The organism is Nonomuraea sp. CA-218870, assembly GCF_050936535.1.
In the GTDB taxonomy this organism is placed as follows: domain Bacteria; phylum Actinomycetota; class Actinomycetes; order Streptosporangiales; family Streptosporangiaceae; genus Nonomuraea; species Nonomuraea corallina.
The window spans coordinates 4,742,116-4,765,964 of sequence record NZ_JBNJMN010000001.1 but is presented as its reverse complement, the minus strand read 5'-3'; the positions used below and the strand labels follow the sequence as shown (position 1 = coordinate 4,765,964).

Here is a 23,849-nt window from a genome sequence, read left to right as displayed (position 1 = left end):
TCCATCCCCATCTCCACTAACAAGGGGTATCAATGAGAAGGAAATCCGCACTGGCAGCGGCCGCGACAGCGGCGCTCGCCCTAGTGCTCTCCGCCTGCGGCGGCGGAGGGGGCGGTACGCAGCAGCAGCCGGCCCAGTCGGCCTCCGGCGGCGCCGCGCAACCCGTGGCCGATGCCGCCCTGACCGGGGTCTACAACCCTTCGACCAAGAAGGGCGGTACCCTCAAGGCCGCGCACTCCGGCGACTGGGATAGCCTCGACCCGGCCGACACCTACTACGGCTACTCGTTCAACTTCGGCCGGCTCTACTGGCGGACGCTGACGATGTACAAGCCGGGCCCCGGCCCCGAGGGCAACACCGTCATCCCCGACCTCGCCGAGGGACTCGGCGAGCCGAGCTCTGACGGCAAGAGCTGGACGTACAAGATCAAGCAGGGCGTCAAGTTCGAGGACGGCACCCCGATCACGTCCAAGGACGTCGCCTACGCGGTCGCGCGCTCCTTCGACAAGGAGACCTTCCCGCACGGCCCGTCGTACCTCAACGAGCTGCTCGACTGGCCGAAGGACTACAAGGGCGTCTACAAGGCCCCGGACGCCGACTACAGCTCCGCCATCGAGACCCCCGACGACCAGACGATCGTCTTCAAGCTGAAGAAGCCGTTCGCGTCGATGGACTACGTCGTCCAGATGCCGATGACGGCCCCGGTTCCCAAGGACAAGGACACCGGCGCCAAGTACCGGGAGAAGGTCGTCTCCTCCGGTCCGTACAAGTTCGAGAGCAACGAGATCGGCAAGCGCTTCGCCCTGGTCCGCAACGACCAGTGGGACCCGGCGACCGACCCGAACCGGCCCGCGCTGCCCGACCGCATCGAGGTCCAGCTCAACGTCAACGCCGACGACCTCGACAACCAGCTCATCTCCGGTGACATCCACCTGGACATCCCGGGCACCGGTCTGCAGCCCGCCGCCCTCGGCAAGGTCCTCCCGGACCCGGCGCTGAAGGCGCGCACGGACAACCCGATCATCCCGCGGCTCTGGTTCGTCTCCGTGATCCCGGAGGCCCCGCCGCTGGACAACGTCGAGTGCCGTAAGGCCGTCATGTGGGCCGCCGACCGCGTCGCCAACCAGACCGCCTACGGAGGCCCCGTCGCCGGTGGCGACATCGCGACCAACGTCATGCCGCCGCCCATCGTCGGCCAGGAGAAGTTCGACCTCTACCAGACCGCTGAGAACAAGGGCGACGTGGAGAAGGCCAAGCAGGCCCTGGCCGCCTGTGGCCACCCGGACGGCTTCGAGACCACGATGACCTACCGCGCCGAGCGCCCGCGTGAGAAGGCGCTGGCCGAGGCGATGCAGCAGGCCCTGGCCAAGGTCAACATCAAGCTCACGCTGAAGGGCTTCCCGGCCTCCAGCTACTTCTCCGACTACGCCGGCAACGTCGAGTACCAGAAGAAGAACAAGATCGGCCTGGCCGGTCACGGCTGGGGCTCCGACTGGCCCGACGGTTACGGCTTCATGCAGGCCATCGTGGACAGCCGCACCATCCGCGACGCCGGTAACTACAACCTCAGCGTCAAGAGCGACAAGGTCGACGGCCTGATCGACCAGGCCTCGGGCGAGCTCGACGCGACGGCCCGCGGCAAGCTGTGGGTCGACGTCGACAAGGCCGTCATGGAGGACGCCTCGATCCTGCCGGTGGTCTGGGCCAAGGCCCTGCTCCTGCGCGGCGAGGGCGTGACGAACATCGCCTACAACGAGGGCCAGAGCATGTACGACTACATCCTGCTCGGCGTCGAGTAGCAGGCGAGGCACGGGGATCTAGCGAAGGCAGGTGAAGGCAGGGATGGCCTGCCCGGCGACGGGCAGGCCATCCGGCCGCCAGCGGTGCTCACATACATCATCAGACGATTCATCGGCGCGATCGCCATGTTGATCGTTATCAGCATGGTCACCTTCGGCATCTTCTTCGTGGTGCCGCAGTGGGCCGGGTCCAGCCCGGAGGCGCTGGCCTCGCGCTACGTCGGCCGCGCGGCCACGGAAGAGACGGTGGCCCTGGTCGCCGAGCGGCTGGGCTTCAACGATCCCGTGATCGTGCAGTACGGCCGGTTCGTCAAGGGCATCTTCGTCGGCGCCGAGTACGACTACGGCGCGGGCGTGGAGCAGTGCCCGGCGCCCTGCTTCGGCTACTCCTTCATCTCCGGCCAGCCCGTCTGGCCGGACCTGCTCGACCGGATGCCGGTGACGTTCTCCCTCGCCATCGGCGCCGCCTTCCTCTGGGTGATCGGCGGCGTCCTCGTCGGCGTCGTCTCCGCGCTGCGCCGCGGCACCCTGTTCGACCGCCTGTCCATGGGCACCGCCCTGGCCGGCGTGTCGCTGCCCATCTTCTTCACCGGCATGGTCACGCTGGTCGTCTTCTCCTACGGCCTCGGCTGGACACCACCGGGCGGCTCGTGGACCGACTTCACCGTCAATCCGGGGGAGTGGGCCTACAACCTGCTGTTGCCGTGGATCACGCTGGCGTTCCTGTTCGCCGCCACCTACGCGCGGCTGACCCGGGCGGGCATGCTGGAGACCATGGGTGAGGACTACATCCGCACCGCCAGGGCCAAGGGCCTGCGCGAGCGGGACGTGGTGGTCAAACACGGCCTGAGAGCCGCGCTGACCCCGATCCTGACCCTCTTCGGCATCGACTTCGGCCTGCTGATCGGTGGCGCCGTCCTCACCGAGACCACCTATACTCTGCCCGGCCTCGGCCAGTTCGCCATCCTGGCCATCAGAAACCAGGACCTGCCGCAGGTCATGGGAGTCGTCCTGTTCGCGGCCTGCTTCGTGGTCATCGCGAGCCTGGTCGTCGACCTGCTGTACGCCTGGGTCGACCCGAGGGTGAGGTTGTCGTGAGCTTCCTTGACGTCAAGGACCTGAAGATCCATTTCCCGACGGACGACGGCCTCGTCCGCTCCGTCGACGGCCTGACCTTCTCCCTCGAACGCGGCCGCACGCTCGGCATCGTCGGCGAGTCCGGCTCCGGCAAGAGCGTGACCAGCCTCGGCATCCTCGGCCTGCACAAGGGCGGCCGGGCGCGGATCTCCGGCGAGATCTGGCTCGACGGCGAGGAACTCGTCTCCATGCCCGCCGAGCAGGTACGCGGCCTGCGGGGCAAGAAGATGGCGATGATCTTCCAGGATCCGCTGTCGTCGATGCACCCGTACTACACGGTCGGCCACCAGATCGTCGAGGCCTACCGGATCCACCACGACGTCAGCAAGCAGGTCGCCCGCAAGCACGCCGTCGACCTGCTCGGCCGCGTCGGCATCCCGGAGCCGACCAGGCGCGTCGACAGCTACCCGCATGAGTTCTCCGGCGGCATGCGCCAGCGCGCGATGATCGCCATGGCGCTCTCCTGCGACCCCGAGCTGCTCATCGCCGACGAGCCGACCACCGCGCTCGACGTGACCGTGCAGGCGCAGATCCTCGACCTGATGCGGGACCTGCAGCGCGAGTTCAACTCCGCGCTCATCATCATCACCCACGACCTCGGCGTGGTGGCCGAGCTGTCCGACGACATCCTCGTCATGTACGCGGGCAAGTGCGTCGAGTACGGCACGGCCGACGACATCTTCTACCGTCCCGAACACCCTTACACCTGGGGGCTGCTCGGCTCGATGCCCCGGCTCGACCGCGAGCCGACCGACCGGCTGCTGCCGATCAAGGGCTCCCCGCCGTCCCTCATCAACGTGCCGCCGGGCTGCGCCTTCCACCCGCGCTGCCCGTACGCCGAGCGCACCGAGGGACGCGCCTCCGCCGAGGTCCCGGACCTGGCCCCGACCGAACGCGGCCACCTGGTGCGCTGTCACATGCCCAGGGCCGAACGGCGGGAGCTGTGGGAGAACGAGATCAAGCCAGTCCTGGAGACCCAGTGAGCGAGAACGAGCCGCTTCTTTCCGTGCACAACATGGAGAAGCACTTCCCCGTCACGGCGGGCCTGTTCAAAAGGCAGGTCGGCGCCGTCAAGGCGGTCGACGGGATCAGTTTCGACGTGTTCCAGGGTGAGACCCTCGGCCTGGTGGGGGAGTCCGGCTGCGGCAAGTCCACCACCGGCCGCCTGGTCACCCGCCTGCTGGAGCCGACCGCCGGCAAGGTGGTCTTCGAGGGGCGCGACATCACGCACCTGAGCCAGGGCAAGCTCCGGCCGCTCCGCCGCGACATGCAGATGATCTTCCAGGACCCGTACTCGTCGCTCAACCCCCGGCACACGGTCGGCGCCATCGTCGGCGCCCCGTTCCGCATCCAGGGCGTCAAGACCGAGCAGGGCGTCAAGAAGGCCGTCCAGGACATCCTGGAGCTGGTCGGCCTCAACCCCGAGCACTACAACCGCTACCCGCACGAGTTCTCCGGCGGCCAGCGTCAGCGCATCGGCATCGCCCGCACGCTCGCGCTCAAGCCGAAGCTCATCATCGCCGACGAGCCCGTCTCCGCCCTCGACGTGTCGATCCAGGCCCAGGTCGTCAACCTGCTGGAGGACCTGCAGCGCGAGCTGGACCTCACCTACGTGGTCATCGCCCACGACCTGTCGGTGGTGCGGCACATCAGCGACCGGGTCGCGGTCATGTACCTCGGCAAGATCGTCGAGGTCGCCGACCGCAAGAGCCTCTACAGCGCTCCCATGCACCCCTACACCAACGCGCTGCTGTCGGCGGTTCCGGTGCCGGACCCGAAGGCGCGCAAGGAACGCGAGCGCATCCGCCTCACCGGCGACGTGCCCAGCCCGCTCAACCCGCCGCCCGCCTGCCGCTTCCACACCCGCTGCTGGAAGGCGCAGGAGATCTGCAAGCAGGTGGAGCCGCCGCTGGAGGAGCGGGCCGACGGCCACCGCGTGGCCTGCCACTTCCCGGAGAACGCCCCCGCCGCGGCCACCTCGGCCGCCGACGACGCGCAGGTCTGACCGCCGCCCCGGGCGCCCGCTACGACAGGGCGCCCGGTGTGATCAGCCCGGTCTCGTAGGCCAGCACCACCGCCTGGACGCGGTCGCGCAGCCCGAGCTTGGTGAGCACGTTGCCGACGTGCGTCTTGACGGTCGTCTCGCTGACCACCAGCTTGGCCGCGATCTCCGCGTTGGACATGCCCTTGGCGATCAGCCTCAGCACCTCCAGCTCCCGCTCGGTCAGCCGGTCCAGCCGCGCGGGCGCAGGCTGCTCGTGGGCCGACGGCAGCCGGGCCGCGAACCGGTCGAGCAGCCTGCGGGTGACGCTCGGCGCCACGATCGCGTCGCCCGCCGCCACCACCCGGATCGCCTGGACCAGCTCGTCCGGCGGCACGTCCTTCAGCAGGAACCCCGACGCCCCCGACCGCAGCGCCTCCACGATGTACTCGTCGAGGTCGAACGTGGTCAGCACGAGCACCTTCGGCACGTGCGCCGACGGGGTCGCCCGGGGCGCGTCGCGCACGATCCGCCGGGTCGCCTCGATGCCGTCGACCCCCGGCATGCGGATGTCCATCAGCACCACGTCCGGCAGCAGCGCTCTCGTCTGCTCCTGCGCGGCCTTGCCGTCGCCCGCCTGCCCCACCACCGTGATGTCGGGCTCTGCCTCCAGGATCAGGCGGAAACCGGTGCGGAGCAGCGGCTGGTCGTCCACCAGCAGCACTCTGATCGTCATGATCCGTCCTTCAGGGGGAACTTCGCCCGCACCTCGAAACCGCCCTCCGGTCTCGGGCCGATGTTCAGAATTCCACCACAGAGCGCCACCCGCTCGCGAATCCCGACCAGGCCGTGGCCCGGCTCCTCCGCCTGGGCGGCGCCCGCGCGCCCGTCGTCCAGCACCCGGACGTCCAGCTCCCACCGCCGATGGCGCACCGTCACCACCGCCCGCGCGCCCGGCCCGGCGTGGCGCAGGCTGTTGGTCAGCGCCTCCTGGACCGTGCGGTAGGCGGCCAGTTCCACCCCCGCCGGCAGCCCGACCGCCTCGCCCCGCACCGCCAGCCGCGTCGGCAGCCCCGCCTCCGTCATCTGCTCCACCAGCGCCGGCAGGTCACGCACCCCCGGCTGCGGCCCGAGCTCCACGCCCGCGTCGGTGCGGAGCACGCCCACGATGTCGCGCATCTCCGACATCGCCAGCCGGCCCGTGTGCTCGATCGCGGTCAGCGCCTCCCGAGCGCTGTCGGGGTCCTTCTCCAGCACCTTGCGCGCCGCCGCCGCCTGCACCGTCATCACCGACACGTGATGCGCCACCACGTCGTGCAGCTCCCGCGCGATCCTGGAGCGCTCCTCGGCCCGCGCCGCCCGGGTGTCGGCCGCGTGCGCCCGCTCCAGCCGCGCCGCCCGGTCCTTCAGCTCCTCCAGATAGGCGCGGCGCAGCCGCAGGCTCCGGCCCGTGCCCCAGACGGCCACCAGCACCGCGGCCGTCATCAGCTGGTCGCTCCAGTGGGTCGTGCGGACCGGCCCGGCGGCCGACCCCACCGCGTAGACCGCCAGCGACACCAGCAGGCCGCACAGCGCCGCCGCCAGCCCCCGGTTGGACGCCACCGAATAGAGCATCACCAGCACCGCCGCGCCGCCCAGCCCGTAGCCGTAGCCGAGGGACGCCAGCAGCGTCTCGGGCGCCAGGCTCGCGCAGAGCCCCGCCAGCGGCCAGCGCCGACGGCCCGCCACCGGCACGCACGCCACCAGCACCAGGGACGCGCCCAGCGCGTCGGGGCCGCGCAGCCCCTCGACCACCAGGCCCTGCGCCTCCAGCCGGCCGACGTCCTGGGTCAGGAACAGCGCCAGCGACAGCGCGGCCACCAGCACCGCCAGGACCGAGTCATGGAACGTCGTTCGGTCTGCGCGCACCGCTTCACTGTAGGCCCAGGTGAGCCGGGGGAACCTCCTCCTCCAGGAGGAGAAGGCGGCTACAGCTCGTCGGTGGCCGCGCGCCGGCGGCGGCGCACCGTGTCGCCCGGCTGCCGGTCGGGCACCGGCGGGGGAGCGCCGCCGAACTCCGGGCAGAGCGCCTGGTGATCGCACCAGTCGCACAACCGGCTGCGCCGCGCCCGCCACTCGCCCGTGTCGAGCGCCCGCTCGATCGCCTGCCACAGCGCCTTCACCTTGCGCTCGGTGGCCAGCAGGTCGGCCTCGTCCGGCGCGTACCGCAGCACCTCGCCCCGCCCGCCCAGATAGACCAGCTGCAGCAGCCGCGGCACCTCACGGCGCAGCCGCCACAGCACCAGCGCGTAGAACTTCATCTGGAACAACGCCTTGGCCTCGAAGTCCGGCCCCGGCGCGCTGCCCGTCTTGTAGTCGACCACCCGGACCTCGCCGGTCGGCGCCACGTCCAGCCGGTCGACGTAACCCCGCAGCATCAGCCCGCCGTCGAGCACCGCCTCCACGTAGAGCTCCCGCTCGGCCGGCTCCAGCCGGGTCGGGTCCTCCAGCGTGAAGTAGCGCTCCAGCATCTCGCGCGCCTGGGCCAGCCACGCCGCCTGCTCCTCGGGGCCGGCGAACATCTCCGCCAGCTGCGGGTCCTCCTCCAGCAGCCGCCGCCACTGCGGCTCCAGCAGCTCCAACGCGGCGCGCACGGAACGCTCCGGCGCCGGCAGGTCGTAGAGCCGCTCCAGCACCGCGTGCACGACCGTGCCGCGCACCGCGGCCTGCGAGGGCTTCTCCGGCAGTTGGTCGACGACCCGGAACCGGTAGAGCAGCGGACAGGTCATGAAGTCGCCCGCCCGGGACGGGGAGAGGGCTCCGATGATCACCGGCTCGGTCAACGTCATGACCCGCACTCTAGGACACCTCCCCGACACAATAGGGCCCCGCGCGTCCTGGATCACCCGATCCTGCGCGTAGCATCAAGGCAGGCGCGGCCTGCTCGGGCGGGCGGGCGGCGTGCGGACGGCGTGCGGAAGTCAAGGAGTGCGGTGAGCGAGCAGAGCCCGCGACAGGAGTTCTCCGGATTTCGGATGGGAAAGCCGTTCGGCATCCCGGTCTACGTGTCGTGGACGTGGTTCATCGTCGCGGCCTTCATCACCTGGCTGTTCGGCGAGACCTTCGGACTCATGCTGCCGGGGATCAGCAGCGCCGCCGCCTACGGCGTGGCGTTCGCCTTCGCGGTGCTGCTGTACGTGTCGGTGCTGCTGCACGAGCTGGCCCACAGCGTCCTGGCCAAGTGGTACGGGCTGCCCGTGCGCCGCATCACCCTCTACCTGCTCGGCGGCGTCTCCGAGATCGAGAAGGAGCCGCCCACCCCAGGCAAGGAGTTCATGGTCGCCGCCGCCGGGCCCGCGCTCTCCCTCGGCCTGGCCGGGATCGGCTGGCTCGCCGACGTCTTCCTGGTCACCGGCGACGGCGTCCCGCAGGTGCTCATCTGGCAGCTGTGGGTGGCCAACCTCATCGTCGGCATCTTCAACCTGCTGCCCGGCCTGCCGCTCGACGGCGGCCGGATGCTCCGCGCCGGCGTGTGGAAGCTCGCCCGCAACCCCGGCACCGGCACCGTCGCGGCCGCCTGGGGCGGGCGGATCCTGGCGGTCCTGCTCGTCGCCGCCCCGTTCGGGCTGGCGACGGCCACCGGGCAGGAGATCGACTTCCTCGACCTCGTCTGGCCGATCGTGCTGGCCTCCTTCATCTGGATGGGCGCCTCCCAGTCACTGCGCGTGGCCCGCATCCGCGCCCGCATCCCCCAGGTCAACGCCCGCACCCTCGCGCGCAGGGCGATCCCCGTCACGGCCGAGACGCCGCTCGCCGAGGCGCTGCGCCGGGCGGCCGAGGAGCACGCCGGCGCTCTGGTCGTGGTCGACCACGAGGGCCGCCCGCTCGCCATCGTCAACGAGTCGGCGGTGCAGGCCACGCCCGAGCACCGCCGCCCCTGGGTCAACGTCGGCGCCATGGCCAAGTCGCTGGAGCCGTCCATGGTCCTGGCGGCCGACCTGGTCGGCGAGCCGCTCATCGACGCCATGCGCGACGCCCCCGCGGGCGAGTACCTCCTCGTCGAGCGGGGCGGTGAGATCTACGGCGTGCTGTCCACCGCCGACGTCAACCGGGTCTTCGCCGGCGTCTGATTTGTCCCACTCGAATATGCGGCCGGCCGCCACTAGTGTCGTTCTCGGTGATCTAGCCGGCCCGGCGATTCGAAGCCAGGACCTCCGGCCCGATAGTGTGCTGTTTGGCCAAACTTGCACAGTTGACGGGTTTATCGCGATCCCCGGTTCACCGAATCGAGACGCGAGGCGGTCCCGCCGTCTGGGTATGCGTATGGCTGGTGGCCAGCACGGTGATGCGCGCACCACGGCATCGCCTGCTTCCGGGAAGGACAGTTGAGTGACCGAGCGCAGCACGGTCATGTGGGAGGACTCATGACGGACCAGGGCTTCGGGACGGTGCGGCCGCTTCCCGGCAACGGGCTCGTCGCGTACGAGGGCGGCTTGCTGCTGGTGTGCGACGTCGACGAGGCCTCCGGCACCCGCCTGATCGACGCGCTGCGCCAGACGGCCGCCTCGGGAGGCGACGGCAGGGCGCTCGCGCGCCGCGCCGCCCAGGTGCTCGCCGCCACCATGACCGGCGACCCCGGCACCTGCGCCGTCGCCGGACGCGTCGGCGACGGCGTGGCCGTCCTGGTCAGCGGGGCCGCCTCCGCCCTCGTCACCGGCCCCGCCGGCGACATCCGGCTGTCCGGCAGCGACTCGCTCACCTGGGCCGACCGGCTCATCGGCGGCCCGGTCGACCGGGTCGAGCTGACCCTGCCCGGCGCCGGCCGCCCCCACCCCGCCGTCCACTTCGAGGGCGGCGTCGTCCACGGCGGCGGCATCGTCGGCGAGCTCACCTCCCGGGGCCCGGCCCGGAGCGGCGCCCACTCCAGGCCGCTCACCAGCGAGATGCCCAACACGGCCCTCCACTTCGAGCCCGACCTGATGCCCCGCCAGGAGCCGCCCGCGCCCGCCCAGGCGCTTCCCTACCCGATGTCGGGCGCCGACCAGCAGCAGCCCGCCCCGCAGCCGCCGTCCGGTCCCCAGCCGTATTCGGGCTCCCAGCCGTACTCCGGCCCGCAGCCGCACTCCGGCCCGCAGGCGGGGCCGCCGGTCGCCGACCATCCTCCCGCGCGGCCCGAGCCGGCGCCGTTCCCCTCCTACGACGAGCCCGCGCACGCCGCGCCGCCGCAGGCCGGCAACGGCACCACGCCGGAGTACGAGCAGCAGCCCGCCCCCGTCGGCCCGCCGCCGCAGGAGCACTACGACCCGGGCCCGCCCCTGATGGGCCCGCCGCAGGACGCCCATCTGCCCATGGGCCCGGCGCCGCAGCACGAGCAGCAGCCCGCGCCCGTCCAGGAGCAGGCCGACCACGGCGACCGGCCGCTGGTCTACGGCGTCGACTGCAAGAACGACCACTTCAACGACCCGCGCGCGCCCTACTGCGCGGTGTGCGGCATCGCGCTCGTGCAGCGCTCCCTCGTCCCCTACAAGGGGCCCCGCCCCTCGCTCGGCGTCCTCGTCCTCGACGACGGCACCGCCCTGCCGCTGGAGGCCGACTATCTGCTGGGCCGCGACCCCGAGCGGGCCCCCGAGGTCGCCGGCGGCAGCGCCCGCCCGGCCAAGGTGACCAGCCCCGACGGCTCGGTCTCGCGCCGCCACCTGCGCGTGGCGCTCGACGGCTGGGACGTCAACCTGGTCGACCTCGGCTCGGTCAACGGCACCCAGATCCAGCCGCCGGGCGACCCGAACTTCTACGACATCCCGCCGAACGAGCCCGTCACCATCGCCCCGGGCACCACCGTCCGAGTCGGCGTCTCCCGTACCCTCCGCTTCGAGGCCCACCGGAGCTGATCCCAGGAGGGCGGGTGCTCGGCTGAGGCGGCGCCCGGCCGGGGACGGGCGGGCCGCGTCCCCGGGCCTGACGTCAGGACGAAGCCGGTCCCGCCGGGCGCAGCCGCAGCCAGGAGATCTCGTCGCTGCGGCGCCCGCCGGGCCGCGGGAAGAACTCCGGCCGCACGCCCTCGCGCGCGAACCCGCAACGTTCAAGCACCACCTGCGAGGCCGTGTTGGCCGCGTCGGTGCCCGCCACCAGCCGGTGCAGCGAGGTGTGCGCGAACACCCAGTCGGACAGCAGCCGCACCGCCCGCGTCATCAGCCCCCTGCCCCGGAACTCCGGCAGCAGCGAGTAACCGATCATGCCCTCGCCGAAGTCCGGCATGCTGTGCAGGAGCTGCAGGTGACCGGCGAACGACCCGTCCGGGTCCCGCACCGTCAGCTCGATCCGCCGCCCCGTCAGCCACAGGTAGCCCGTGACCCGGCAGCGCCGCACGACGTCCTCGGGCGAGTTCTCCGGCAGGACGCCGAACCGGGCGACGCCGGGATCGCTGAGCAGCCGGTGGAAGTCGCCGGCGTCCGCGACGGACAGCGAGGTCAGCCGCACCACCCCGTCGCCCAGCTCGCCGTGCTCGAAGCCGCCCTCGAAGAACGGCAGCGCCTGCTCCACCGGCTCGCCGCCGTCACGGGCGAGCCGGGCGAACGACACCAGGTCCGTCCGCCGGCCGTCGCGCAGCGCCTTCGCGTCGCGCCGGCGCCCCTCCTCGGTGAACCCGGCGCGGAGGGCCGCCCGCAGCGCGGGGAGGTCCTCCACCTCCGCCTCCAGTTCGACCCGCTCCACCCCGTGGTCGAGCAGCCACTCGGTCAGCCCGCGCGCCACCGTGGCGGCCACGCCGCGCCCGCGCGCCCACGGGGCCACCATGAGGTCGATCTCCGTCGTCCCGTACGCGGTGAGCGGCCGCACGCCGGCCGAGCCGGCGTAGCGCCCGTCCTCGATGATCGCGAACTCCGCGCCGCCCGACTCCCAGACGGTCTTGGCGCGGCGCACGTACGCGTGCGCGTCCTCCAGGGTGTACGGGGACGGCAGCAACGGCAGGCGACTGGCGGTCGACGGATCGTCGCAGGCGGCCCGTATCTCGGGCGCGTCCGCCTCCACCGGCGGGCGCAGCACGAGGGGACCGACGGCGATCACTTCACGCGGGAGCATCCCCCATAGATATCGCGCGTCAGGACCGGCCCGAAAGCCCTATAACCTTGCCGCCATGGGTTTCCGCAGGCATGGGCCGTTCCGGGCCGGGGATCAGGTGCAGCTCACCGACCCCAAGAACAAGCGCCACACGATCACGCTCAAGGAGGACGGCGTCTTCCACACCCACAAGGGCGCCATCCCGCACAGCGAGCTGATCGGGCAGCCCGAGGGCTCGGTCGTGCGTTCCTCCGGCGGCACCCAGTACCTCGCCTTCCGTCACCTGCTGCAGGACTACACGCTCGCCATGCCGCGCGGCGCCGCCGTGATCTACCCGAAGGACGCCTCGATGATCGTCGGCATGGCCGACGTCTTCCCGGGCGCGCGGGTGATCGAGGCGGGCGTCGGCTCCGGCGCCCTGACCTGCTTCCTGCTGCGCGCGGTCGGCCCGGAAGGGCACGTGACCTCCTACGAGCGCCGCCAGGAGTTCGCCGACGTGGCCGCCAAGAACGTGGAGAAGTTCTACGGCGGCCCGATGGACGACAACTGGCGTCTGGTCGTCGGAGACCTCGTCTCGTCGATCGACGAGTCCGACGTCGACCGGGTGATCCTCGACATGCTGGCCCCGTGGGAGTGCGTCGACGCCGCCGCCAAGGCGCTCACGCCCGGCGGCGTCATCTGCTGTTATGTCGCGACCACGACCCAGTTGTCCAAAACGGTCGAGGCCATTCGCGATCACGGGAGTTTCACCGAGCCTCACGCGTGGGAGACCCTGGTTCGCGACTGGCATGTCGAAGGGCTCGCGGTGCGGCCCGATCACCGGATGATCGGCCACACCGGGTTCCTGGTCATCGCCAGGCGCATGGCCGACGGCGTGACCCCGCCGCCGCGCCGCCGGAGACCGAAGGGAACCACCGAAGAACTATGACAATTTGGCCACGAGGCTGCGCCGATGCGTGACACGGGAACAGATGACCGTGTTCATATGCTGGGAGTATTAAACGCCCCATTGGGGATTATTCGCCGAACACTTATTGTCACTGTACGAACACTGCCCGGCCAGGTTACGGAGGGGCCCGAGATAGGTAAGGTCCTAAGTAGTCGCCCTCGACTGGGAAGGAGGTGACGGGCGTGGCAGCTCGCGATGATGCTGAGGCTCGAGCCGCGCAGCGCGAACGGGAGGTCGCTGATCTTTCAACACAGGTCTCCTTCCTCCAAGAGGAGATCACCGCGCTGAGGCGGAAGCTGGCGGAGTCACCCCGTCAGGCCAGGGTCCTCGAAGAGCGTCTCCATGAGGTGCAGGCGAACCTCGCGGCCGTGACCGGCCAGAACGAACGCCTGGTGGCAACCCTCAAGGAAGCCCGGGACCAGATCGTCGCCCTCAAGGAAGAAGTCGACCGGCTGGCGCAGCCGCCGTCCGGTTTCGGCACCTTCCTGGAGGCCCGAGAGGACGGGACGATCGAGGTGTTCACCGGCGGCCGCAAGCTGCGGGTGAACGTCAGCCCGTCCGTCGACGTCGACTCGCTCAGGCGTGGCCAGGAGGTCATGCTCAACGAGGCGCTCAACGTGGTCGAGGCGCTCGGCTACGAAGAGGTCGGCGAGATCGTGATGCTCAAGGAGCTCCTCGACGAGGGCCGGCGCGCCCTGGTCATCTCGCACGCCGACGAGGAGCGCGTGGTCCGCCTGGCCGACTCGCTGGTCGACCAGCCCATCAGGGCCGGCGACTCGCTCCTGCTCGAACCGCGCTCGGGCTACGTGTACGAGCGCATTCCCAAGTCCGAAGTCGAAGAGCTCGTCCTGGAAGAAGTGCCCGACATCTCCTACCACGAGATCGGCGGCCTCTCCCGGCAGATCGAGCAGATCAGGGACGCCATCGAGCTTCCCTACCTGCACTCCGACCTGTTCCGCGAGCACCAGCTCCGTCCGCCTAAGGGTGTGCTGCTCTACGGCCCGCCCGGCTGCGGCAAGACGCTCATCGCCAAGGCCGTCGCCAACTCGCTGGCCAAGCAGGTCGCCGAGCGCACCGGCCAGGAGGGCAAGAGCTTCTTCCTCAACATCAAGGGCCCGGAGCTGCTCAACAAGTACGTCGGCGAGACCGAGCGGCACATCCGCCTGGTCTTCCAGCGCGCCCGTGAGAAGGCCTCCGAGGGCACCCCGGTGATCGTGTTCTTCGACGAGATGGACTCGATCTTCCGTACCCGTGGCTCCGGCGTGTCGTCCGACGTCGAGAACACCATCGTGCCCCAGCTGCTGTCGGAGATCGACGGCGTCGAGGGCCTGGAGAACGTCATCGTCATCGGCGCCTCCAACCGCGAGGACATGATCGACCCGGCGATCCTGCGGCCCGGCCGCCTGGACGTCAAGATCAAGATCGAGCGGCCGGACGCCGAGGCGGCCAAGGACATCTTCTCCAAGTACCTCGTCCCGGACCTTCCGCTCCACCCCGAGGATCTGGCCGAGCACGGCGGCTCCCGTGAGGCCACCATCCAAGGCATGATCCAGAGCGTCGTGGAGCGCATGTACACCGAGAGCGAGGAGAACCGCTTCCTCGAGGTCACCTACGCCAACGGTGACAAGGAAGTCCTCTACTTCAAGGACTTCAACTCCGGCGCGATGATCCAGAACATCGTCGACCGGGGCAAGAAAATGGCCATCAAGCAGTTCCTGGAGAGCAACCAGAAGGGCCTGCGGGTGCAGCACCTGCTCACGGCCTGCGTCGACGAGTTCTCCGAGAACGAGGACCTGCCCAACACCACCAACCCCGACGACTGGGCCCGCATCTCCGGCAAGAAGGGCGAGCGGATCGTCTACATCCGTACGCTCGTCTCCGGAAAGCAGGGCGCCGAAGCCGGCCGGTCCATCGACACCGTCGCCAACACCGGCCAGTACCTGTAGATCGACGACCAGGAGCCGCCGCGCCGGGACACCGGCCGGCGGCTCCTGCCGTGGGAAGCCGCCGTCACCGTTCCTGGGGGACTGTCGTCACTTCATGTGCTTCTCAAGGAAGCGTCCCCGACGCGGCGATGATCAGGGCGCCCGCCTGGCGGACGGCCCGTGCGAGGCCCGCGTCGGAGCCCGGCGGGCCGGAGGCGAGGACCGCGTAGGCGAGCGGGCCCAGCAGGCCGACGTCCGTCCGTACGCCGTCGTCGGTGCCGGTCTTGTTGGCCAGCCGGCGGCCCTCGGGATCGTGCCAGGCGAAGGCGGGCACCAGGCCGTGATCGGTGTTGGCGAGCATCCACCCGCGCATCAGCGCCTGCCACCCCGCCGGGGCGGCGACGAGCGCCGCCAGGCCCGCCAGCTCCCTCGCCGTGCCCAGGGCGAAGACCGGCGGGTGCTCGGGACCGCGCGGCTCCCGGATCCGGTCCAGCAGGCGGGTGCGGGCCAGGCCGAGCGCGGCGCCGGCCGCGTTGACCCGGTCCAGGCCGACGCGGCGCAGCAGCGCGTTCGTCGCGGTGTTGTCGCTCACCGCCGCCGTGAGCAGAGCCAGGTCGCCGATCGTCCACGTCCGCGCGGACAGCCCCGTCAGCAGCCCGGACCCGCCGCAGTAGTCGTCGTCGTGCAGGGCCACCGGCTCGTCCGGGTCCAGGGTGCCGCCGTCGACGCTCATCGCCACCTCGGCCAGCAGCAGCAGCTTTCCGACGCTGGCCAGCGGCAGCTCCTCGTCTTCCCGCAGGGCCAGCGCCCCGAGCGCGGCGCCCGTCCCGCCGTCCCCGTCGGGGTGGCGAGGGGACTCCACCGAGCCGCACGGCATCCCGCCATCCGGGGCCTGGCGGTTCGCTCCAGAACCGGACGGCGCGGGGCCGAGCGCGTGCGGTACTCGGCCGTACGGGACGGGACCGGAAGGCGCGGGACCGAGGGGGACGGTGGTGGGCGGGGCCTGGCCGTACGGGACGGGACCGGGTGGGGCGGTGATGTGCGGGGCCTGTTCGCACGGGAGGGGAGTGGGTGGGGTGAGGGGGCGGACGGACACGGCGAGGGTGCCGGGGCAGGCGGCCGCGATGCGTTGCAGCGCCTCGGCGACCCCGCTCCCGTCACCCGCCTCCACGGCCGACGCCGCCGCCCGCAGGAGGTCCGCCGCGGACTCGCCTGACGGGCGGTCGTGTGAGGTCACGGGACGATGATCCTTCCGATGGCGCGCGAGGTGTGACCTCATTGTCGCGGACGGCCGCCCCGGCCTCCCCACCAGGCGAGGGGGCGGCGGAGCGATCAGCTTGGATCTGCCCGCGATCCGGACGGGGCGAGTGCCGCGCACAGGCGCCCGCCCGCCTCAGCGTGCGCCCACGAAACCACCCTGGATGCGCGGGCCGAGGAGGGGCGCGGTCCCTTTCCTGCCCGCCGCCGCCGGTGACGCTTGGCGAGCCCATCTCCTCGTTCTGTGACGAAAGTGAAAGAAGGGAACCGAAGTGATCACTGTGACGTCCAAGATCTCGTGCAACGCAGTACCCGGCCCAAACACGCTCTCGGGGACGGCCGGCTGGCCGAGCTCGACCTCCTGCGCTTCATCGCCGCGCTGGCCGTGCTGGCCTTCCACTACCTCGTCGCCTACGCCTCCGTCTGGGGCGAGCGGCCCGCCGAGCTGTTCCCCGCCCTCGCCCCCATCGCCGGGCTGGGCATCCTCGGCGTGGAGCTGTTCTTCATCATCAGCGGCTTCGTCATCCTCATGACGATCTGGGGGCGGGGTGTCGGCTCCTTCGCCCGCTCCCGGCTGGTCAGGCTCTATCCCGCCTACTGGCTCAGCCTCCTCGCCGTGGTGGGCGTCTACGGCCTCACCAGTGCGAAGGCGCTCGACCCCAAGCTCTCCGCCGGGGACTATCTGGTCAACGCCACGATGTTCCAGCGGCTGTTCAAGATCGGCGACGCGTCCGGCGTCTACTGGTCGCTCTGGGCCGAACTCCGCTTCTACCTGCTCATCACCATCCTGGTCGTGGTCGGCGTCACCTACGGCCGCGTCCTGGTCTTCTGCGGCGTCTGGCTCGTCGCCGCGCTCGGCGCCGAACTCCTCGGCGACCCGGTGCTCAACGAGATCCTCATGCCCCGGTACGCGCCCTACTTCGTCGCCGGCATGGCCCTCTACCTCATCCACAAGCACGGCAGCGCCTGGCTGCCCTGGATCTACGTCGCGGCCTCGTACGGGATGTCCCTGTACGCGGCGCTGGAACGTGTGCACGGCCGGATCGAGCTCGCCGGGTTCAAGGCCATGCCGGTCACCGACCTCAGCGTGATCGTCACCGTCACGCTGATCTTCCTCGTCATGGCGCTGGTCGCGCTGGGGCTGCTCCGCATGCGCGCCCGGCCGGTCCTCACCGCGCTCGGCGCGACCACGTACCCGCTCTACCTGTTCCATTCCGTCATCGCCGTGCTGCTCATCCCGCCGCTCACCGCCGAGCTGCCGCCGTGGGCCACCGCCACCCTCACCACCGTCGCCGCGCTGGCGGTGTCGTACGCGGTCTACGCCCTCGCCGAACGTCCCATCCAGCGCATACTCAAGCCCCGCCGGAGGTCGCCCGGCGTGGCGGCGCCCGTGGTACAGGCGGAAAAGACGTCGGTGCCATAACTCTGTGACCCTGGGGCACTGTGAAGGGCATAGGCTCGGGCATATAAACGGCGGATAGACAGATCCGGACGAACAGAGGGTGCGCATGACGGTGCGTCGGGTGATGGGCATCGAGACCGAGTACGGCATCTCCGTACCCGGTCAGCCAGGCGCCAACGCGATGGTGACCTCTTCACAGGTGGTCAACGCGTACCTGGCCGCGTCCGCGGCCAAGGCGCGCAGGGCGCGGTGGGACTTCGAGGAGGAGAACCCGCTGCGCGACGCGCGGGGGTTCGACCTCGCCCGAGAGGTCGCCGACCCCAGCCAGCTGACCGATGAGGACCTCGGCCTCGCCAACGTCATCCTCACCAACGGCGCCCGGCTCTACGTCGACCACGCCCACCCTGAGTACTCGACGCCGGAGTGCACCAACCCGCGCGCCGCCGTCATCTGGGACAAGGCCGGCGAGCGGGTCATGTACGACGCCGCGCAGCGGGCCGGCGCCATCCCGGCCAACGCGCCGATCCAGCTCTACAAGAACAACACCGACGCCAAGGGCGCCAGCTACGGCTGCCACGAGAACTACCTCATGCGGCGCGCCACGCCGTTCGCCGACATCGTCCGCCACCTCACCCCGTTCTTCGTCTCCCGGCAGGTCGTCGTCGGCGCCGGGAAGGTCGGCATCGGCCAGGACTCGCGCGGCGAGGGCTTCCAGATCAGCCAGCGGGCCGACTTCTTCGAGGTCGAGGTGGGCCTGGAGACGACGCTCAAGCGGCCGATCATCAACACGCGGGACGAGCCGCACGCCGACCCGGAGAAGTACCGGCGGCTGCACGTCATCATCGGCGACGCCAACATGTCGGAGATTTCGACATACCTGAAGCTGGGATCGACCGCGCTCGTCCTCGCCATGATCGAAGACGGCTTCCTCACCCGGGATCTCACGATCGAGAACCCCGTCCAGGCGCTGCGCGCCGTCTCCCACGACCCTTCCTGCCGCTACGAGATCCCGATGCGCGACGGCCGCAAGCTCACCGCGGTCCAGCTCCAGATGGAATACCTGGAGCAGGCGCGCAAGTACGTCGAGGAGCGCGAGACGGCCCAGGACGAGATGAACAAGGACGTCCTGGACCGCTGGGAGTCCGTGCTCACCCGCCTGGCCGAGGACCCGATGCAGCTGTCCAGGGAGCTCGACTGGGTCGCCAAGCTGGAGCTCCTGGAGGGCTACCGCAGCCGTGACGGCCTGGCCTGGTCCCACCCCAGGCTCCAGCTCGTCGACCTGCAGTACTCCGACATCCGGCCCGACCGGGGCCTCTACAACCGGCTCGTGGCCCGCGGCCGGGTGCAGCGCCTGGTCAGCGAGGAGGAGGTCCAGCGAGCGGTGGAGCACCCGCCCGCCGACACCCGCGCCTACTTCCGCGGCCGTTGCCTGCGGCAGTACAGCGAGGCCGTCGCCGCCGCCTCCTGGGACTCCGTCATCTTCGACATCCCCGGCAGGGAGTCGCTCCAGCGCGTCCCCACCTTGGAGCCGCTGCGCGGCACCAAGGCCCACGTCGGCGAGCTGTTCGACCGCTGCCGCACCGCGGCCGACCTGGTCGCCGCCCTCACCGGCGGCGAGTAGCCGGGCGGCGGGCTACACCAGCCCGACGCCCAGCGTCAGCGTTCCCACCGCGAGCGAGGCGCCGCCGAGGAACGTCAGGTAGATGAGCTTGTTCGGCTTGGTGTCGCCGGGGCGCACCACCGACAGGAAGAATCCCAGCGGCATCAGGATCGGCGCCGCCACGATCGACAGGCGCACCAGCCCCTTCACCGGGTCCGACAGCGCCGCCTGGTCCACGTACAGCATCGCCACCAGGCTGAAGAGCACCAGGACGCCCGCGTGCGCGTGCCCGGCCCGCCACAGACCGCGTCGCACCGGGTTGTCCAGATAGCCGGGAACGTTCCGCATCAGGAACCGCAGCAGCGTGACCCCGCCGAAGGCGATCGTGGGAACCGTGATGAGCAGCACGCCTGCCGTGCTGAGCGAAGCGGGGGACATCTCAGAACCTCCTGTGTCATCGGTGCTCCTATTATTGGATAGTGGCACTATCCAGTCAAGCGGGTAAGGTCAGGGAACGATCGGCGCGAATTGTCGTGCCGTTCGGGGAAGATATGGGCTGAGAGGCAAGTCCCCCGACATGGAGGTAGGGCATGGCTACGAAGGACACCGGCGGGCAGAAGCAGGCCGGTCGGCGCGAGTCCGAGGTCGAGGAGACCGAGGCTTCGGCGGCGCCGGACGTCCAGGAGCGCCAGGAGAAGCTCACGGACGACGTCGACGCGATTCTGGACGAGATCGACGAAGTCCTCGAAGAGAACGCCGAGGAATTCGTCCGCTCGTACGTGCAAAAGGGCGGCGAGTAGCAGCGACGGACACCGACGAGGGGTGACGAAGGGGCGAACGCCGGAGAGCCCGAGCGGGACGACCCGACGGCGCGCCATCGCCCGTGCCGCCCGCGAGCGATGCGCGCGAACCGAACCGAGGACCATGGCAGCCGACACGACCACCTGCTGAACACCGCGACGACATCCACCGGCGACGACATCCACCGGCGACGACATCCACCGGCGACGACATCCACCGACGACCGACACCGGGGAAGACCGACACCGGGGACGACTTCGAGCGCACGCCCGCCCGCGGCGGCGGGCGGTGCGCCGTCCGCCGGCCATCGCCGACGTACGGACCGGGCTCGGGCGCCCGCGTCCGGCCCACGACCCTTCATCTCATCCCATGACGAGGGCCAGGCCGCTCCGGCTGCAGTCCGCCGGAGCGGCCTGGCCGCGCGGGGTTCAGGCGGGCATCTGGTAGGCGGCGCCGACGCCGAGGAGGCGTACGGGACGGTCCAGTTCGAAGCGGGCGAGGGCGTCCAGCGCGGCGCCCGTGACGGCGCCGGGATCGGTCGTGGGGGAGGGAAGCGTCGTCTGGCGGGTCCTGGTGAGGAACGGGGTGAAGCGCACCTTGACCGTGACCCGGACGATGGCGCGGCCGGCTTCCACGGCGTCGGCGGTGACGTGGCCGGCGAGCCGGGTGACCTGATCGGCGATCTCGGCGGGATCGGTGAGATCCTCACGGAAGGTGGTCTCGCGGCTGTGGCCGCGCGGGATCCACGGGGCGGTGACGACCTCGGCCTCGCCCCGGCCGAGTGCGAGATAACGCAGCCACGGGCCGTTCGTGGGGCCGAACCTGGCGGCCAGCTCCCCGGGGTCGGCGGCGGCGAGCTCGGCGACGGTGCGCAGCCCCAGGCCGGCGAGCTTCCTGGCGGTCTTGGCGCCGATGCCCCAGAGCGCGTCGGTGGGCCGGTGGTGCATCTGCTCGGCCCAGGTGTCGCCGGTGAGGCGGTGGACCCCGGCCGGTTTGGCGAACCCTGACGCCAGCTTGGCCTGGTGCTTGTTGTCGCCGATGCCGATGGAGCAGGACAGCTCGGTACGCTCGCGCACGGCTCGCTGGATGGCCAGGGCGAACGCCTCCGGGTCGTCGGTGCGGGCGCCGAGGAAGGCTTCGTCCCAGCCCCAGACCTCGACGTCGGCGGGGAACTCGCGCAGGACGGCCATGACACGGGCGGAGGCCGCCTCGTAGGCGGGCGGGTCGCTCGGCAGGAAGACGGCGTCGGGGCAGCGCCGCAGAGCGGTGCGCAGCGGCATGCCGGAGTGGACGCCGCGGGCGCGGGCCTCGTAGGTGGCGGTGGCCGCGACGGTGCGCGAGCGGGTGGGGTCGCCGTCGCCGCCGACGACCACCGGCAGGCCGCGCAGCTCCGGGTGGCGCAGCAGCTCGACGGCGGCGATGAACTGGTCGAGGTCGACGTGCAGGACCCAGGTCCTCATGCGTCCAGTATCCGTCCGCGGACCTGGCACGGACGGCCCGCCCCGGCCGCGCGGCCCGGACGGGTGCCGCTGACGCGGGCGTCGCGGGGCGTGAAGAAACGATCTGATGACCGGTTCGCCCTGAGCTGATCGTGGGAAGTGCAGACAGCGACACAACACCAGTAGGGTCGGCTCAGGAACACTGAACTTGGGGAGGGAGTCGCGTGGCTAAGAGGGATCTGCCCGCCGGCTTGATGAGCCAGCTTTTCCAGAACACCGGAAGTTCCTCGTTCACCGATTTCGTGGGGGCGTACGCGCCCGAGTTGCTGCCCCGCAGAGACGAGGTGCTGGCCACGCCGATCGGCGACCAGGTTCCGCACGCGACCACGATCGTGGCGGCCACGTTCGCCGGCGGGGTGGTGATGGCCGGCGACCGGCGCGCCACGTCCGGCAACATCATTTCCCAGCGTGACGTGGAGAAGGTGTTCCGCACTGACGACTATTCCTGCATGGGCATCGCCGGCACCGCCTCGACCGGCCTCGAGATGGCCCGGCTCTACCGGGTGGAGCTGGAGCACTACGAGAAGCTCGAAGGCCGCACGATGTCGGTCAGGGGCAAGGCCAACCGCCTGGCGACCATGATCCGCGGCAACTTGGCGATGGCGATGCAGGGGCTGGTGGTGGTGCCGTTGTTCGCCGCCTACGACCCCGACCGCGACGAGGGGCGGATCTTCAGCTACGACGTCGCGGGCGGGCCCTACGAGCGTGAGCGGTTCGACGCGATCGGCTCGGGCTCGATCTTCGCGCGGGGCGCGTTGAAGAAGCTCTACCGCGAGGGCGCGTCGGCCGACGACATCACGATGGCGCTCATCCAGGCGCTGTACGACGCCGCCGACGACGACTCGGCGACCGGCGGTCCCGACGTGACGCGGAAGATCTTCCCGATCGTGTCGGTCATCGACGCCGACGGTTTCCGCCGGCTGACCGACGAGCAGGTGTCGGAGTACGTGAGCCAGATGCTCGACGCGCGCCTGATCGCTCCCGACGGCCCCATCGCCCCGCTGCGCTAGAAAGGACCCTCACCCGTGTCCATGCCTTTCGGATATGCGTCCCCAGAGCAGATCATGCGGGACAAGGCGGACTACGCGCGCAAGGGGATCGCGCGGGGCCGTTCCGTCGTCGTGCTGCAGTACGTGGACGGCATCCTGTTCGTGGCCCCCAACCCGTCGCGGGCGCTGCACAAGATCAGTGAGATCTACGACCGCATCGGGTTCGCCGCGGTGGGCCGCTACAACGAGTTCGAGGAGCTGCGGCTCGGCGGCATCCGCTACGCCGACATCAACGGCTACTCCTACGACCGCTCCGACGTGACCGGCCGCGGCCTGGCCAACCTGTACGCCTCCAACCTGGGCCGCATCTTCACCGAGTCGATCAAGTCGCTGGAGGTGGAGGTCGTGGTCGCCGAGGTGGGCGACGAGCCCGACGGCGACGCGATCTACCGCCTGACGTTCGACGGCTCGGTCTTCGACGAGCACGGCTTCGCGGCGATGGGCGGCCAGGCCGACGCGGTGCTGGGCCGGCTGAAGGAGCGCTACCGCGAGTCGATGTCGCTGTCCGAAGCCCTGGAGGTGGCGCTCGCCGCGCTGACCGAGCCGGGCGGGGAGCGGCCGCCGGTGGAGCAGCTGGAGGTCGCGGTGCTCGACCGCAACCGCGAGCACCGCAAGTTCAAGCGGCTGATCGGCGCCCGGCTCGACCGGCTGCTGGCCGCGTCGGCGGCCCCGCCCGCCGCGGACGAGCCCGAGGCGGAGTCCCCGGCCGAGCCGCCCGCCAAGGACACCGGCGAGAAGCCGCCGCCCACGGGCCCCGACGGCCCGGTCGACGACGGATCGTCGCCGCTGTGACGGCATAGCCGCATGCGGTCCCGGTGTGAGATGGATCACACCGGGACCCGCCAACCGCCGTGACCGATCGGCCATCTCACGTTCCGTGAACACGATGATCCGCGGCCTGGCCGCCGGTGGTGCCGCCGCCCTGCTCCTGACGTCCTCGGTGGCGGCCGAGGCCGCCCCGCTCCCGCGCCACAAGGCGCCGAAGGTCTTCGGCACGACCTTCCAGGCCGACCCGGGGCACGACTTCACCCGGTCGCCGCATCCGCGCCGCGACGGCGTCCTGCGCGGCTGGATCACCCACGTGCGCGGCGACGGCGTCGCCGAGTACGAACCCATCAGGTGGAGGAAGGGCAAGGTCACCGAGGGCCGCTTCGTCGGCCCGCCGGAGGGCGACGTGCGGGTCTACGCCTCGCCCATCGCGAAGGACGTGGTGTTCCTGTCGGCGCTCGGCTGCGGTCAGCGGATGACCGCCGTGACCGCCGACCGCCGCACCGGCCTGGGCGACCGGCGGTGCCCGCGCGCCGACCTCGTCGAACGGGCCCGCGACGGAGAGCGGCCGGCGCTCATCACCGTCCGCAAGGGCAGGATCGTCAAGGTTCAGGAGATCTTCACGCCCTGACGCCGGAAAACACCGG

The 23,849-nt window shown here is 70.9% G+C and carries 21 protein-coding genes; 14 read left to right on the top strand and 7 right to left on the bottom strand.

Going from position 1 to position 23,849, the window contains the following annotated elements; all coding sequences use genetic code 11:
- The first annotated feature begins 32 nt into the window (after nucleotides 1-32).
- The 4 genes from ACQEUU_RS23015 (at nucleotide 33) to ACQEUU_RS23000 (ending at nucleotide 4,941) form a co-directional block, all read left to right on the top strand.
- Nucleotides 33-1,799: an ABC transporter substrate-binding protein gene (locus tag ACQEUU_RS23015; RefSeq protein WP_433069088.1), complete on the top strand. Its 1,767-nt coding sequence runs from the start codon at nucleotides 33-35 to the stop codon at nucleotides 1,797-1,799.
- An 84-nt stretch (nucleotides 1,800-1,883) separates the two neighbouring features.
- Nucleotides 1,884-2,897, top strand: a complete 1,014-nt coding sequence (locus ACQEUU_RS23010; RefSeq protein ID WP_433069085.1) for an ABC transporter permease — start codon at nucleotides 1,884-1,886, stop codon at nucleotides 2,895-2,897.
- Nucleotides 2,894-3,919 (top strand): ABC transporter ATP-binding protein, encoded by a 1,026-nt coding sequence (locus ACQEUU_RS23005; RefSeq protein ID WP_433069082.1) that lies wholly within the window; start codon nucleotides 2,894-2,896, stop codon nucleotides 3,917-3,919. Before ACQEUU_RS23010 ends, ACQEUU_RS23005 begins: the two co-directional genes overlap by 4 nt.
- Nucleotides 3,920-3,951: 32 nt before the next feature.
- Nucleotides 3,952-4,941: an ABC transporter ATP-binding protein gene (locus ACQEUU_RS23000; RefSeq protein ID WP_433071944.1), complete on the top strand. Its 990-nt coding sequence runs from the start codon at nucleotides 3,952-3,954 to the stop codon at nucleotides 4,939-4,941.
- Between the two features lie 19 nt (nucleotides 4,942-4,960).
- Here the strand turns inward: ACQEUU_RS23000 and ACQEUU_RS22995 are convergent, their stop codons facing one another.
- The 3 genes from ACQEUU_RS22995 to ACQEUU_RS22985 are packed head-to-tail and all read right to left on the bottom strand — an operon-like array spanning nucleotide 4,961 to nucleotide 7,745.
- Nucleotides 4,961-5,653, bottom strand: a complete 693-nt coding sequence (locus ACQEUU_RS22995; protein WP_433069080.1) for a response regulator — start codon at nucleotides 5,651-5,653, stop codon at nucleotides 4,961-4,963.
- Nucleotides 5,650-6,825: a sensor histidine kinase gene (locus ACQEUU_RS22990; protein ID WP_433069077.1), complete on the bottom strand. Its 1,176-nt coding sequence runs from the start codon at nucleotides 6,823-6,825 to the stop codon at nucleotides 5,650-5,652. The genes ACQEUU_RS22995 and ACQEUU_RS22990 overlap by 4 nt, the downstream gene beginning before the upstream one ends.
- 59 nt (nucleotides 6,826-6,884) lie before the next feature.
- Complete coding sequence (locus ACQEUU_RS22985) at nucleotides 6,885-7,745, bottom strand: RecB family exonuclease (RefSeq protein ID WP_433069074.1); 861 nt, start codon at nucleotides 7,743-7,745, stop codon at nucleotides 6,885-6,887.
- A 144-nt stretch (nucleotides 7,746-7,889) separates the two neighbouring features.
- Here ACQEUU_RS22985 and ACQEUU_RS22980 point away from each other — a divergent pair, with 144 nt between their 5' ends.
- Both ACQEUU_RS22980 and ACQEUU_RS22975 read left to right on the top strand, forming a co-directional pair.
- Nucleotides 7,890-9,026 carry a site-2 protease family protein gene (locus ACQEUU_RS22980; protein WP_433069071.1) on the top strand — a complete coding sequence of 379 codons (1,137 nt, stop codon included), beginning with the start codon at nucleotides 7,890-7,892 and terminating at the stop codon, nucleotides 9,024-9,026.
- Between the two features lie 294 nt (nucleotides 9,027-9,320).
- On the top strand, nucleotides 9,321-10,784 hold the full coding sequence (locus ACQEUU_RS22975; protein WP_433069070.1) for an FHA domain-containing protein: 1,464 nt from the start codon (nucleotides 9,321-9,323) through the stop codon (nucleotides 10,782-10,784).
- Nucleotides 10,785-10,857: 73 nt separating this feature from the next.
- Here the strand turns inward: ACQEUU_RS22975 and ACQEUU_RS22970 are convergent, their stop codons facing one another.
- Entirely contained in the window at nucleotides 10,858-11,973 is a 1,116-nt protein-coding gene (locus ACQEUU_RS22970; protein WP_433069067.1) for a GNAT family N-acetyltransferase, read from the bottom strand.
- A gap of 55 nt (nucleotides 11,974-12,028) precedes the next feature.
- Between ACQEUU_RS22970 and ACQEUU_RS22965 the strand changes: the two genes are divergently transcribed.
- Entirely contained in the window at nucleotides 12,029-12,880 is an 852-nt protein-coding gene (locus ACQEUU_RS22965) for a tRNA (adenine-N1)-methyltransferase (RefSeq protein WP_433069064.1), read from the top strand.
- A 194-nt stretch (nucleotides 12,881-13,074) separates the two neighbouring features.
- A complete protein-coding gene (gene arc, locus ACQEUU_RS22960; protein ID WP_433069061.1) occupies nucleotides 13,075-14,847 on the top strand; it encodes a proteasome ATPase in 1,773 nt (590 codons plus the stop codon).
- 103 nt (nucleotides 14,848-14,950) lie between these two features.
- On the opposite strand, the gene ACQEUU_RS22955 is transcribed toward arc, so the two are convergent.
- Complete coding sequence (locus tag ACQEUU_RS22955) at nucleotides 14,951-16,063, bottom strand: serine hydrolase (protein ID WP_433069058.1); 1,113 nt, start codon at nucleotides 16,061-16,063, stop codon at nucleotides 14,951-14,953.
- A gap of 318 nt (nucleotides 16,064-16,381) precedes the next feature.
- Here ACQEUU_RS22955 and ACQEUU_RS22950 point away from each other — a divergent pair, with 318 nt between their 5' ends.
- The gene (locus ACQEUU_RS22950) at nucleotides 16,382-17,506 is read left to right on the top strand and encodes an acyltransferase family protein (protein WP_433069055.1); all 1,125 of its coding nucleotides are present in this window, start codon (nucleotides 16,382-16,384) and stop codon (nucleotides 17,504-17,506) included.
- Nucleotides 17,507-17,591: 85 nt separating this feature from the next.
- Entirely contained in the window at nucleotides 17,592-19,106 is a 1,515-nt protein-coding gene (gene dop / locus ACQEUU_RS22945; protein WP_270155149.1) for a depupylase/deamidase Dop, read from the top strand.
- Nucleotides 19,107-19,118: 12 nt separating this feature from the next.
- On the opposite strand, the gene ACQEUU_RS22940 is transcribed toward dop, so the two are convergent.
- Nucleotides 19,119-19,523, bottom strand: coding sequence for a hypothetical protein (locus ACQEUU_RS22940; RefSeq protein ID WP_433069052.1), 405 nt, complete (start codon nucleotides 19,521-19,523; stop codon nucleotides 19,119-19,121).
- Between the two features lie 152 nt (nucleotides 19,524-19,675).
- On the opposite strand from ACQEUU_RS22940, the gene ACQEUU_RS22935 reads away from it, so the two are divergent.
- Nucleotides 19,676-19,885: a ubiquitin-like protein Pup gene (locus ACQEUU_RS22935; protein WP_148432818.1), complete on the top strand. Its 210-nt coding sequence runs from the start codon at nucleotides 19,676-19,678 to the stop codon at nucleotides 19,883-19,885.
- 429 nt (nucleotides 19,886-20,314) lie between these two features.
- Here the strand turns inward: ACQEUU_RS22935 and ACQEUU_RS22930 are convergent, their stop codons facing one another.
- Nucleotides 20,315-21,346, bottom strand: coding sequence for a DNA polymerase IV (locus tag ACQEUU_RS22930; protein ID WP_433069049.1), 1,032 nt, complete (start codon nucleotides 21,344-21,346; stop codon nucleotides 20,315-20,317).
- Between the two features lie 203 nt (nucleotides 21,347-21,549).
- Here ACQEUU_RS22930 and prcB point away from each other — a divergent pair, with 203 nt between their 5' ends.
- The 3 genes from prcB (at nucleotide 21,550) to ACQEUU_RS22915 (ending at nucleotide 23,833) form a co-directional block, all read left to right on the top strand.
- The gene (gene prcB / locus ACQEUU_RS22925) at nucleotides 21,550-22,395 is read left to right on the top strand and encodes a proteasome subunit beta (RefSeq protein ID WP_408638155.1); all 846 of its coding nucleotides are present in this window, start codon (nucleotides 21,550-21,552) and stop codon (nucleotides 22,393-22,395) included.
- A gap of 21 nt (nucleotides 22,396-22,416) precedes the next feature.
- On the top strand, nucleotides 22,417-23,226 hold the full coding sequence (prcA, locus tag ACQEUU_RS22920) for a proteasome subunit alpha (protein ID WP_433071942.1): 810 nt from the start codon (nucleotides 22,417-22,419) through the stop codon (nucleotides 23,224-23,226).
- 94 nt (nucleotides 23,227-23,320) lie between these two features.
- Nucleotides 23,321-23,833 carry a hypothetical protein gene (locus ACQEUU_RS22915; RefSeq protein ID WP_433071940.1) on the top strand — a complete coding sequence of 171 codons (513 nt, stop codon included), beginning with the start codon at nucleotides 23,321-23,323 and terminating at the stop codon, nucleotides 23,831-23,833.
- Nucleotides 23,834-23,849: the final 16 nt, after the last annotated feature.